The organism is Halomicrobium sp. HArcht3-1 (assembly GCF_058933345.1).
On sequence record NZ_JBZYDM010000006.1, the window covers coordinates 214,681 to 226,741 of the forward strand.

13 protein-coding genes and 1 tRNA gene are annotated in these 12,061 nt (G+C 63.8%); 9 read left to right on the plus strand and 5 right to left on the minus strand.

The features are described 5' to 3' along the window. The first annotated feature begins 176 nt into the window (after positions 1 to 176). On the plus strand, positions 177 to 1,619 hold the full coding sequence (locus tag AC5FRW_RS12310) for a DASH family cryptochrome (protein ID WP_493568756.1): 1,443 nt from the start codon (positions 177 to 179) through the stop codon (positions 1,617 to 1,619). Positions 1,620 to 1,727: 108 nt separating this feature from the next. Here the strand turns inward: AC5FRW_RS12310 and AC5FRW_RS12315 are convergent, their stop codons facing one another. After that, the gene (locus tag AC5FRW_RS12315) at positions 1,728 to 3,701 is read right to left on the minus strand and encodes an AMP-dependent synthetase/ligase (protein WP_493568757.1); all 1,974 of its coding nucleotides are present in this window, start codon (positions 3,699 to 3,701) and stop codon (positions 1,728 to 1,730) included. A 129-nt stretch (positions 3,702 to 3,830) separates the two neighbouring features. Further along, positions 3,831 to 4,319 carry an Hsp20/alpha crystallin family protein gene (locus tag AC5FRW_RS12320; RefSeq protein ID WP_493568758.1) on the minus strand — a complete coding sequence of 163 codons (489 nt, stop codon included), beginning with the start codon at positions 4,317 to 4,319 and terminating at the stop codon, positions 3,831 to 3,833. A gap of 109 nt (positions 4,320 to 4,428) precedes the next feature. On the opposite strand from AC5FRW_RS12320, the gene AC5FRW_RS12325 reads away from it, so the two are divergent. The 5 genes from AC5FRW_RS12325 to AC5FRW_RS12345 all read left to right on the plus strand — a co-directional run bounded on the left by AC5FRW_RS12325 (position 4,429) and on the right by AC5FRW_RS12345 (position 8,517). Then, on the plus strand, positions 4,429 to 5,265 hold the full coding sequence (locus AC5FRW_RS12325) for an NOP5/NOP56 family protein (protein WP_493568759.1): 837 nt from the start codon (positions 4,429 to 4,431) through the stop codon (positions 5,263 to 5,265). Continuing rightward, complete coding sequence (locus AC5FRW_RS12330; RefSeq protein ID WP_493568760.1) at positions 5,262 to 5,888, plus strand: fibrillarin-like rRNA/tRNA 2'-O-methyltransferase; 627 nt, start codon at positions 5,262 to 5,264, stop codon at positions 5,886 to 5,888. Before AC5FRW_RS12325 ends, AC5FRW_RS12330 begins: the two co-directional genes overlap by 4 nt. Positions 5,889 to 5,952: 64 nt before the next feature. After that, complete coding sequence (locus AC5FRW_RS12335) at positions 5,953 to 7,035, plus strand: glutamate--cysteine ligase (protein ID WP_493568761.1); 1,083 nt, start codon at positions 5,953 to 5,955, stop codon at positions 7,033 to 7,035. 281 nt (positions 7,036 to 7,316) lie between these two features. Further along, positions 7,317 to 7,952, plus strand: a complete 636-nt coding sequence (locus AC5FRW_RS12340) for a helix-turn-helix domain-containing protein (RefSeq protein ID WP_493568762.1) — start codon at positions 7,317 to 7,319, stop codon at positions 7,950 to 7,952. Positions 7,953 to 8,028: 76 nt separating this feature from the next. Then, positions 8,029 to 8,517 (plus strand): phosphopantetheine adenylyltransferase, encoded by a 489-nt coding sequence (locus AC5FRW_RS12345; RefSeq protein WP_493568763.1) that lies wholly within the window; start codon positions 8,029 to 8,031, stop codon positions 8,515 to 8,517. Here AC5FRW_RS12345 and AC5FRW_RS12350 read toward each other — a convergent pair whose 3' ends face one another. Beyond that, entirely contained in the window at positions 8,518 to 8,829 is a 312-nt protein-coding gene (locus tag AC5FRW_RS12350; protein WP_493568764.1) for a transcription initiation factor IIB family protein, read from the minus strand. It abuts the gene before it with no gap. Positions 8,830 to 8,902: 73 nt separating this feature from the next. Between AC5FRW_RS12350 and AC5FRW_RS12355 the strand changes: the two genes are divergently transcribed. Next, a complete protein-coding gene (locus AC5FRW_RS12355) occupies positions 8,903 to 9,421 on the plus strand; it encodes an MOSC domain-containing protein (protein WP_493568765.1) in 519 nt (172 codons plus the stop codon). 116 nt (positions 9,422 to 9,537) lie between these two features. Further along, positions 9,538 to 9,621 (plus strand) — tRNA-Leu (locus AC5FRW_RS12360). Positions 9,622 to 9,961: 340 nt separating this feature from the next. Here AC5FRW_RS12360 and AC5FRW_RS12365 read toward each other — a convergent pair. Beyond that, complete coding sequence (locus AC5FRW_RS12365) at positions 9,962 to 10,471, minus strand: universal stress protein (protein ID WP_493568766.1); 510 nt, start codon at positions 10,469 to 10,471, stop codon at positions 9,962 to 9,964. A 230-nt stretch (positions 10,472 to 10,701) separates the two neighbouring features. Beyond that, a complete protein-coding gene (locus AC5FRW_RS12370; protein ID WP_493568767.1) occupies positions 10,702 to 10,929 on the minus strand; it encodes a DUF7385 family protein in 228 nt (75 codons plus the stop codon). An 87-nt stretch (positions 10,930 to 11,016) separates the two neighbouring features. On the opposite strand from AC5FRW_RS12370, the gene AC5FRW_RS12375 reads away from it, so the two are divergent. After that, a complete protein-coding gene (locus AC5FRW_RS12375) occupies positions 11,017 to 12,027 on the plus strand; it encodes a nicotinate-nucleotide--dimethylbenzimidazole phosphoribosyltransferase (RefSeq protein WP_493568768.1) in 1,011 nt (336 codons plus the stop codon). The last annotated feature ends 34 nt before the right edge of the window (positions 12,028 to 12,061 follow it).

The following is a 12,061-nucleotide window of genomic DNA, read 5'->3' on the forward strand; positions in this document are numbered from 1 at the left end:
TCGTATCCGAACACAGCGAGCGCGCCAGCACGAGGCGTGGCGTTGCGACTGGCGGAACCTCGACGACTGAGCGGACGACCGAACGCCGACCCCGTGCCGGTTCTTATCACTCGTTCCGACCGAATACCTACGCTGTTATCCATCGTACTCAGGCCGACGCGGCCCGACGTATCGATATGAACACCATCGTCGTCTGGTTCCGTCGTGATCTGCGCTGTCACGACAACCCCACCCTGCGTCAGGCTATTGCGGACGCCGACGAAGTGATCCCGCTGTACTGCGTGCCCGACCGACTGACCAGCGACGGCATGTTCGGGCTCGACAAGGTCGGCCCCTACCGTGCACAGTTCCTGATCGAGAGCCTCGCAGACCTCCGCGAATCGCTGCGCGAGCGGGGTAGCGGTCTGTTCGTCCGGCAGGGTGATCCCGGGCAGGTCGTTCCAGAAGTCGCCGCGCAGTTCGACGCCGACGCCGTCTACTGGCAGGACCTTCCGGGCACGGAGGAACGCGGCGAGGCGGGCCGTGTTCGTGGGGCGCTCGCCGACGGCGGCGTCGTCCTCCGGTCGTTCTGGACGCACACGCTGTATCACCGGGACGACCTTCCGCGGCCGGTCGACGAGATCGAAGACACGTTCACGCCGTGGAAAGACCGAACGGAAGCGAAGACGACGGTCCGTGAGCCGGTGCCTACTCCGGTCGACGTGCCGACACCCGCGGCCGTCGACGGCGAGCAGATCGATCCGGGACGGCTGCCGACGCTGTCGACCTTCGGTTTCGAGACGGACGACGCCGTCGTCGACGAGCGTGGGGTCCTCGACTGGACCGGCGGTGAGTCGGCCGGGCTGGAGCGGGTCGAGGAGTACGTCTGGGACCGCGACCGGCTTCGAGAGTACCGCGAGACCCGCAACGGTCTCCTCGGACGCGACTACTCGACGAAGTTTTCGCCGTGGCTCGCACTCGGCTGTCTCTCGCCGCGCCGGATCGACGCGGCGATCCGGGAGTACGAACGAGAACGCATCGAGAACGACTCGACGTACTGGCTCCGGTTCGAACTCACGTGGCGGGACTTCTTCCAGTTCCAGCTCGAAAAGTACGGCCGGAAGTGGTTCCAGCCCGGCGGGATCAGGGAGCGCGACGACATCACGTGGCGACGGGATCGCGAGCAGTTCGAGCGGTGGGCGGCCGGGGAGACCGGTATCCCCTTCGTCGACGCCAACATGCGTGAACTGAACGCGACGGGATACATGAGCAATCGCGGACGCCAGAACGTCGCCTCCTTTCTCGCGAACAATCTCCGCATCGACTGGCGGCTGGGCGCGGCGTACTTCGAGGCGCGACTGGTCGACTACGACGTGGCCTCGAACTGGTGTAACTGGGCCTATCAGGCGGGGGTCGGGAACGACTCGCGCGACCGCTCCTTCGACGTGCTGTGGCAGGCAGACCGGTACGATCCCGACGCCGAGTACGTCACCCACTGGTGTCCCGAACTCGACGGACTCCCGCCGGAGTACGCCCACAGACCGTGGGCGATGAGCGAGCAAGAACAGGCCGAATACGGCATCGAAATTGGGATCGACTATCCGGCACCGATGGTCGGTCTGGACGGGTCGTCGGCCTAGCTGAGACTGCTGGCTGTCACTTCACGAAGAGAGCCGCCACCTCGCGGTGGCGAACCCCTTCGGTAGTCTATGGCCGACGGTACGAAGCGGGGCCGGCGTCAGGACCGATCAGTCGTCGGCGGTCGCCGCTTCACCGTAAATATCGTCGAGGCGCTCCTCGAACGCCTTCGTGATGTTACGTCGCTTCTTCTTCATCGACGGCGTCAGCAGGTCGTTCTCGGCGGTCCACTCGCGGGGGACGAGTTCGAAGGCTTTGATGGTCTCGATTTTCTCTAGGTCCTCGTTGACCTCGTCGACGTCCTCCTGAATCCACTCGCGGACTCGCTCGTCGTCGCACATCTCGGCTTCCGTCGCCGGGAGGTCGATCCCCTCGCGGTCGGCCCACTTGCGGAGTTGCTCGAAGTTCGGGACGAACAGCGCGGCGACGAACTTCTGGTCGTCGCCGACGACCATCGCCTGTGCGACGCGGTCGCTCGTCGAGAACTCGTCTTCGATCGGCTGGGGAGCGACGTTCTTGCCCGTCGAGAGGACGATCACTTCCTTGAGTCGGTCGTGGTAGATGAGGAAGTCGTCCTCGGTCCGTTCGACGATGTCGCCCGTGCGGAACCAGCCGTCGTCGCTGAACGACTGAGCGGTCTCTTTTTCGCGGTTCCAGTAGCCGGTCGACACGTTTGGGCCCCGTACCAGCAGTTCGCCGACATCGCGACTGGTGTCGAAGTCGTCCTGATCGACGACGTGCGTGTCGAGCTTGACCTCTTCGTCGACGACGGGCACGCCGAGCGTGCCGGGGCGAACGTCTTCGGGCGGATTGACCGTGACGACGGGGGCGGTCTCGGTGAGACCGTATCCCTCGACGATCTTGAAGTCCATGCCGAGGAACGTCTCGCAGAGTTCTTTCGCGAGGCTGCCCCCGCCACTGACCATGAAGTCGATGTTCCCGCCGAGGTTCTCCCGGAGCTGGCTGTAGACGAGACGGTCGCCGATGGCGTGTTTCAATCGCAGGCCGACACCCGGGTCGTCAGTTCTGGCCCATTCGCGGGCCACCTCGACCGACCACTCGAAGATGCGCTGTTTGATCGGCGACTCGCTGGCCTGCTCGCGCATTCGGTCGAAGATTCGCTCGTAGACTCGTGGCACGGACGCGCCGGTGTCGGGCTTGATGAGTTTGATGTCGTCGGCCATCGTATCGGGGTCCTCGACGTAGGCCACCGCCGCTCCGACGCCGAACATGACGAAGTGTCCTGCGAGCCGTTCGAAAACGTGCGCGAGCGGGAGAAACGCCATGGATGTCGTCTCCGGTGACAACGTCGGCATGTCCGGGTCCTTGTCGGGGCGGGGTGCGAGCCGTCTGTACACCTGATTCACGTTCGAGCGAAAGTTTCGGTGGGTCAGTTTCACTCCCTTGGGCTGGCCGGTCGTCCCGGAGGTGTAGATCAGGCTCGCCAGGTCGTCGGGCGAGCGTTCTTCGAGCCACGACCGATAGCTCGCGTCGTCGTAGACGCTCTGTCCGAGGTCGTGGAGTTCACCCAGTGTGTAGATGTCGTCACGGTCGGTCTCGTACTCGTCCATGACGACGATAAATTCGAGGCCCAGCCGATCCTCGACATCGAGCACACGGTCGAGCAACGCGGCGTTCTCGACGACGACGCCGTCCGCGCCGGGGTCGCTCAGGAGATACTGCACCTGTCTGGGTGAGGATTCGGTGTAGACCGTGGTCACGATCGCGCCGGCAGTGAGTGCGGCGAAGTCGGACTGTGCCCACTCCATCCGGGTACTGGAAAAGATACCGACACGTGTGTCGTGGTCCACGCCGAGTTCGCGGAATCCGGCGGCCAGATGGCGCACGATCGATTGCATCTCGTCGTAGGTGATCGAGGCGTACGCACCCTCCGGTGCGGCAGGGATCACGCTCGGCGTGAGCGAGCGCTCGTAGACACCACCCTTGTATAGCTGTGCCGACCGATTCGCGTTCCGGTCGGCACTCGCCTCGAACAACTCCGGGACCGTCGTATCGCCGATCACTTCGTCCGTGTACTCTCGCTCCGCCGTTCGCCACGCCGGCTCAGATCGAGACCCTACCATGTGACGAATGTACACGGTCGACCATCATATAAATAAGGGGGTGTAACGGGGTCGAGGTTCTCGACCGTTCCCGTTGACTTCCGTTTATTTCCCACGAAGAAATCGCCCGGTGCCTGCGAAGAATGTCAGCTATTCGATGTCGATGCGGTGGTCGTCGGTCGCGTGACCCTCGTCGAGTGGGAGCGTCACTTCGAGGACGCCGTTCTGGTACGTGGCGCTGATGTCCTCGACCAGTACCTCTCCGGGCACTCGAACCGATTCGCGGACCGTACGGCTTCGTGCACTGTGGTCGTCGGTGACCTCGTGGGTGCCACTGATCGCGAGGACGCCCTCCTCGAAAGTGAGGTCGATCTCCGACTTCTCGAAGCCGGGGAGGTCAGCCAGCACGACGAAGCCGTCGTCGGTGTGGTCGAGCGTCAGCGCGTGGTCGCCACCCGTCCGGTCGACGGCCTCGATACCGTCACCACTGCTCATCTCGTCACGCCCCGCAGGGAGATCCGTAGGCCGCCACACACCGAACTGGGCAGTGTCGGGACCGCCGTAGCCTGTCCAGAGACCGCGCCGCATCTGGTCTAACATTCGGTCCATCTGCTCGAAGGGGTCGATGCGTTCTCGCATAACACCCTATAATTGTCTCCGTAAGTATATAAATATAGTGAGATGTTTGCTAGCAGTCGTCCGATAGCGTGATCGCGCCCTTTAACGCGGCCGCCCTGCAAGCAGTGGTATGACCGACGGGTGGTTCGACGGACTGGACCCCGACGACCTCGACGGAGCGGCTGCCGCGATCCGTGACGGGAGCACAGCGCGGCCAGCGGACTGGCCCGAAATCGCGATCGAGGAGGGGTACGCCGACGATGCGACGGCGTACTACGAGCGCTTGCACGACGCGACGATGGCGGCCACCGAGGCTGCCGTCGCGGCCCGGGAGGGTGCGGACGACCGACAGCTGGTCCACGCGGTACGAGCGATGGCAGACTGCGAGCGAACGGCCAACGAACTCGCCGAGCGTGTCGCGGAGTGGGGTGAGAGCCGCTCGACCGACGCCGGGAGCGGCATCGACTACGCCCGTGAACTGGCGGCTGCTGACGGGACTGACGCGGCCGGCGTTGGCCTGCAGTCGCTCGCCCAGCGCGTCGTCGACCTCGACGAGGAAGCAGAGCGCCTGCGCGCCTACATCGACCAGACCGCACCCGAAGTCGCACCGAACCTCTCGGCGCTCGCCGGGCCGGTGTTGACCGCACGACTACTCTCGCTGGCCGGTGGTCTCGAATCGCTCGCCAAGAAGCCGAGTGGCACTGTGCAGGTCCTCGGTGCCGAGGACGCGCTGTTCGCACACCTCCGGGGCAACGCTCCCTCACCGAAACACGGGATCATCTTCACGCACGAAGCAGTTCGCGGCACGCATCCAGATAACCGCGGATCGGCCGCCCGCGCGCTGGCCGGGAAGCTCTCTATCGCGGCGCGCGTCGACCACTACAGCGGTGATCTGCGACCGGAACTACAGGCCGACCTGAACGAGCGGATCGAGACGATTCAGGCTCGCACGGAGGGTGCGGAATGACGCTTCCCGACGGCGTCGAGCGTCACGCCTTCGGCTCCGAGACCGGACTGGCGACCCGCGGAGAGCCAGTGTACGGTGAAGCGACGGACGGCGACTGGCGACGCTGGGACCCCCACCGCTCGAAACTCGGCGCGATGCTCGAACACGGGATGGAGACGGGTCTCGACGGGAGCGAGACGGTCCTCTATCTCGGTGCCGCCGCCGGGACCACCGTGAGCCACGTCGCGGACTTCGCCGGCCCGACCTACGCCGTCGAGTTCGCGCCCCGACCCGTCCGGGACCTGCTGGACGCCGCCGAGCCGCGCGGGAACCTTTTGCCGCTCCTCAAGGACGCCCGCAAGCCAGAGACCTACGCCCACGTCGTCGAACCGGTCGACGTGATCGTTCAGGACGTTGCGACCCGCGGACAGGCGCTCGTGGCGAACCGAAACGCTCAGTTCCTCCGTGCGGACGGACGCCTGTTGCTCGCGATCAAGGCCCGCAGCGAGGACGTGACCGCCGATCCCGAGACGGTCTTCGAAGACGTGCTGGACACGCTCGAATCCGAGTACGAGCTGCTGTCGACCGAACCGCTTGGGCCGTACCACGACGATCACCTCGGCGTCGTCGCCCGGCCGCGATAGGATCGAGGCGCGACGCTGGGCCGTGACGGAACGTTTTAACGCTGGGCAACCGACAACCAGATCGATGGAGGAGACGGGTTCCGCGGCAGCGTTCGACCGGATGGGTACCCTCGGTATCGAGGAGGAGTTCTACGTCGTCGACGACTACGGTCGGCCGACCTCGGGGTCTGACGAACTGGTCTACGAGAGCGAGCCACCGGCGATTCTCGACGGACGCCTCGACCACGAACTGTTCAAGACCGTCGTCGAGACCCAGACGCCGACGCTCGACGGACTCACGGACGCCCGTGAGGCATTGCACTCAGTCAGGAACGCCCTCGTCGAACACGCCGACGCGAACGGGTTTCAGATCGCAGCCGCAGGGCTACATCCACTGGCGAAGTGGCGCGAACTCGAACACGCCCAGAAGCCACGCTACAGGGCACAGCTCGACCGAATCCAGTATCCACAGCATCGTAATACCACGGCGGGCCTGCACGTCCACGTCGGTGTCGACGACGCCGACAAGGCCGTCTGGATCGCCAACGAACTCCGGTGGCATCTCCCGCTCATGCTCGCACTGTCGGCGAACTCGCCGTACTGGAACGGCTTCGATACCGGGCTTGCCTCTGCCCGCGCGAAGATATTCGAGGGGCTGCCAAACACCGGTATGCCGACGGCGTTCGACGACTACGGAGCCTTCGAGCGCTTCGAACGGCGAATGGTGGAGACCGACAGCATCGACGACCGCGGCGAACTCTGGTTCGACGTGCGCCCCCACTCGGGCCACGGCACCGTCGAGGTACGGACCCCGGACGGACAGCGCGACCCCGAGTACGTCCTCGCGTTCGTCGAGTACGTCCACGCGCTGGTCGAGTCGATGGCCGACCGATACGAGGATGGCGAGCAAAACACCGCGATGCGTCGTGAGTACCTCGACGAAAACAAGTGGCGAGCGATTCGCCACGGCCACGACGCGTCACTGCTGACTCGTGACGGCTCGACGGCGTCGCTTGGCACACTCGTCGACAGAGAATGTGATCGACTCGGAATCGACGGTCTCAAAGACCTCTACGACGCTCCGAGCGGTGCGACGCGACAACGACGACTCCGCCGTGAAGACGGCGTCGCTGCGCTCGCTGACGATCTCGTTCTCCGAACGAAGTAGGGTCCCACCCCCCAGTCCCCAGCCGTCGCGCCCAGAGTGGGCGTCCCGGTGCCGATCGGATCACCACTCCGATCGAAGACCACCTGCGGTGTATCATCCCATGCCACACCGCTGTTGCTATATTGCTCTCAGGAGGGTAAATAGCTACCGAGCCGTTTCACCGTCGATAACAGGACGGGGTTTCGACCGCTCTTTAAGTCAGTAATGCTCGGTGGTAATCGAACTCCGCCCCGAAGCAAGGGTTTTTGTGAAACAGGGACTTCCGTCCTTCTAGAAAGGACATGACTGATGACGAGACTCCCGACGACACGGACGACGGCTTCGGCGAGGACCCGTTCGGTGACGATCCGTTCGACGACACCGACGAAGACCCACTCAGCGACGATGTAGACGTGCGTGAGCGCCTCGAACAGGAGGCAGACCGCGCCGTCGAATCGTTCGACGAGGGGATCGTCGATCTCCTCTCGTGGGTGCTCGACACGGAGACACGCGCCCGGATCTACGTCCACCTCCGGCAGCGGCCCGACAGCACGAGCGAGGAGATCGCAGACGGAACGGGCCTGTATCCGAGCACTGTCCGCGAAGCCCTGGCCGGACTCCACGACGAGGGGAAAGTGACGCGCAAGAAACGCGAGAACAGTGGTGCCGGCAACAACCCCTACGAGTACGCTGCTATCGCGCCGAGCGAACTGGTCGGTGAAGTGGTCGACGACGTGCAGTCCGAACTGAACACCGTGTTCAATCTGGATCGCTATCTCGGTGACCGCGACGAGCACACCGAGGCCGAATCAGAGCCAGTCACGATCAGTGTGAGCGAGGAGACGGACGACGGCGGCGAGGCCGAGGACGGTGCGACCGGTGACGACACACCGGCGGACTCGGCGGCCGGCGACGAACCCGACGACACCGAGGAGTGATCGACGGTGTGTGTGATCGATTCGTTGGACTGCCGGAGTCGAAGCCCATAAACCCGGAGACGTTCTGGCCCGTTGTATGAAGGTCGCGCTGGGCGGGACGTTCGATCCGATACACGATGGGCATCGTGCGTTGTTCGAGCGTGCGTTCGAACTCGGCGACGTAACGGTTGGACTGACCAGCGACGATCTCGCGCGAAACACCCGTCACGCGGACCGACACATCAGATCGTTCTCGGAACGCCGTGCGGATCTGGACTCGGAACTCGAACGGTTCGCCACCGAGTACGACCGCGCCTACGAGATCCGCGAACTGACGGAGCCGACGGGGATCGCGACCGAGTCCCAGTTCGAGGTGCTCGTCGTCTCCCCGGAGACCGAGACCGGCGGCAAGCGTATCAACGAGATCCGAACGGACAACGGCGACGACCCACTCGAAATCGAAGTCGTACCCCACGTCCACGCCGACGACGGGGACATCATTTCCAGTACCCGAATCGTCCGCGGCGAGATCGACGAACACGGCACCGTCACGCCCGAGAGTGACGGCCGCGCGGAACGGATGTAATCACCAGTCTGGCGCGTCCAGACCCGCCTCTTCGAGGAGTGGTTTCCACCGTTGCTGGATCGTCAGCCGAGATACGTCCGTCGCGTCGGCGACCATCCGCTGTGATCGTTCCTGTCCACTCACCAGCGCGCCGACGTAGAGACTCGACGCCATCACCGCCCGCTTGGATCGCTCTTCGTCGACCGGCATCGAGGAGAGGAAGAGGTCAATCGCCCGCGACCGGGCGGTACTCTCGAGGTCCAGTCGGTCCGCCGCTGCTTCGAGTTTCTCTAACCACGCTTCGTGTTCCCGCCGGTCGCTCGCACGGTACATACCCAGCGCTTGTTCTCCATCGGTCTTAAACGCTCGTCGGCGAAGCTATGAGCGACCCGTGCCAACGTCACCTATGCCGACTGTCACACAGCTTTGGACTGCCCCAGAGGGTGGTGCGCCGATGGAATCTCACGACCATGTCGAGGCCATCGCCGACGCGGGACTCCGCGGTGACCGGTACGCGACGGGGACCGGCCACTACGCGCCGTACGACGTGTGTCAGGTGACGCTCGTCTCACGCTCGGCGCTCACCCACATCCGACGAGCGTTCGACATCGATCTGTTCGACGGTCGCCACCGCCGCAACGTCGTCGTCGACGGCGTCGACGTGGTCGACCTGCTCGACACCCGCTTTCGGATCGGCGACGCCGTCTTCGAGGGAACGCGCCGACGCCCGCCCTGTGCCCACGTCGAGGAAGTCGCCGACGAAGACGGGGTCGCCCGCGCCCTCCGGGAGGAACGCGGCGGCATCTGTGCCGACGTGATCGAGTCTGGGACCATCGCCGTCGACGACGAACTCGCTGTCGTCGACCGTCTCGACGACCCCGATGCCCTCGCCGACGCCATCAGGGACCGCATCGGAGAGCGATAAGTACTTGAAGCGGTCGGGAATACGCCAAACTGATACGAAAAGTTGTAGCCGTTCACTCGGACCGACTGCACGATGTGTGCGGTCGATCCGGGAAAGATCTACAACTTTCCGTATGAGCGCGGGTAGCCAAGCCAGGAAAAGGCGTAGCGCTTAGGACGCTATCCCGTAGGGGTCCGCCGGTTCAAATCCGGTCCCGCGCATTGCTGCTGCGAGCAAGCCCGCGAGCAGCAGCAATCAGACGAGCGGATTTGTATCCCGTCAGTCGCGCGCAGCGAAGTGAGCACGTCTGACTCCGGTTCAAATCCGGTCCCGCGCACTGACTGAGTTTTTCGAGCGTAGCGAGAAAACGAAGGAAGGAGCAGGACCGGATTTGAGCCCCAGAAGACGAGCGGAGCGAGTCTTCTTCCGGTTCAAATCCGGTCCCGCGCATTGATGCTGCGAGCAAGCCCGCGAGCAGCAGCAATCATACACAAACTTCGGATTCTAGCGGGTGAGTGATCTGCCCTCATGACAACTTCACGATAGTGCCTGGGTCGTCGTTCACTCTGTAACATAAAAATCCGACTTCGAGCGTTCGTGTGGCGAGGCAGCTTTTAATTTGGCAATCTTGCTGGGAGTCCGATCGCGAACGATGACGACATCGTAGGCGTCATCAGCCGCAACAGTCGACCCGACGCTCCCTACCGCAGAAACGAGATGACCGGCATTCTCACTGCCGAGGAAGACCATCGAGGCGTCTTCTTCTCGCGCCACTCTTCGCAGACGTTTTGCTATAGAGCCAGATGGTGCACGACGACCGACAACTTTATGTCTGAAATCTGCACTCGGCGCTAAGTTGGTCACTTGTTCGTGTAATCTTGAGACAACGGTGTTCATATCGAATTCTTCGTTCTGCTTGATCCAACCGCGTTTTCTGGCATAGTCGGTGGCTCCCTGTGGGATGACGCTGACAGCCAGTACGTCCTCGTCGAAGACGTTCCCGAACTCTGTTGCGCGAACGAGTGCCGCCTCAGCGAGGTCCGAGCCATCGAACGGAACAACGAGTGTCATATGTAAAGTTTATTGATAATACAAATAGCTTCCCGGGACCGTTATCAAACAATGGGAACCGTGGCTAAGAGTCGTTCAAGTGGGATCTGAAGACAGTCACCAGAGCCTCTGGTCGTCGCATCCCTCCACACGATGAGCGAAGAGCAGGACCTGATTTGGAGACCTGCAATTCGTAGCGACGTGGAGCGAAGTGACGGGTGGGGATGCTGTCCCGGTGACGCGTCGGTCGGTCAGGGTTTGTGCGTGAACAGCACGACGTTGCCGTCGTGGATCGTCGTACAGAGGTCCAGTTCCATATCGAGGTTCAGTGACGTGTGCTCGTTCTTGCAGACGACCATGTCGTCGAACGGCTGTTCGCAGGCCGGGCACGCGACGGCCGTCGTGTTCTGATACGACGAGATGGCTTCGTTGTCCTCTCGTGGCGTGAGCGACGAGACGAGTTCGTCGAAATCTTCCATACCGGTGGAGGGGGTGGGCTGGCAATAAATGGTTGGGGCGTCCTCGGGATCGACGTGTTGAAGGTGTCGAGGGACGCCGCCACGCGTATGAACGGAAGCGGCGGCACGCGGTTCGTTCTCGTGGGCGGATCGACACGGACGGCCGAAATCGACGGGCTCTCTGGGGCGGGTGCGGATGGTGCGCTCGTCGCGCACACCCCGGCGGCGGACGCCGAGATTCTCAGGTACGGCGGGCTACTCAGAGCGCCGGCAGTGCCACAGAGTCCGACTGGCTGTCTCACACCGGCGGTCGTCACGCGGGCGGTCGTCGAGCTATTGAATCTCGACGTGACGGTCGTCGACGGTGGACTGGCGAAGCCAAGCGGTGCGCCGACGGTGTCGGTCGGCGCACACCCGGGGGCCGATATCCGGGACCAAGATCCGGTGTCGTCCGCGCCCGGTGCGTTCGAAGCGGCACGCCAGTTTGGGCGTGTACTGCCCGCGGACGAGGTTATGCTGGGCGAGTCGATCCCCGGGGGGACGACGACGGCGCTCGGGGTGCTCCGTGCGCTGGGCGAGCGTGGTGCGGTGTCGTCGTCGTTGCCAGAGAACCCAATCGAACAGGAGCGCTCTGTCGTCGAGGAGGGGCTAGCGGCGAGTGCACTGGCACCGGGTGATGCAGCGGGCCAGCCAAAGCGAGCGGTTCGTCGGATGGGTGATCCCGTACTCGCCGTCGCCGCCGGGATCGCGATCGGTGCGATAGAGTCCGACCGAGCGGTGATGCTCGCTGGTGGCACTCAGATGGCCGCCGTCGGGGCACTCGTCCGACACGCGGGTGTCGAAGGGCCGCTGTCGCTCGCGACGACAGCGTACGTCGATCGTGATCCGTCGGCGGAACTGCGAACACTGGCGTCCGACCTCGACCTCGATTTGACGGTGACAGATCCCGCGTTCGACGCGGGCGATCACGTGGTGATGGAGCGGTTCGAGGCTGGTGAGGCCAAAGAAGGCGTCGGAATGGGTGGTGCGCTGGCGCTGGCCGAGCGTGCGGGCGTCGACCGCGCCACTGTGCGCGACCGGGTCGCGACACTCGCAGACGAACTGACACGTTCTCGATGAGTGACTGACGACTACCCCACAGGCGTCTGACGGC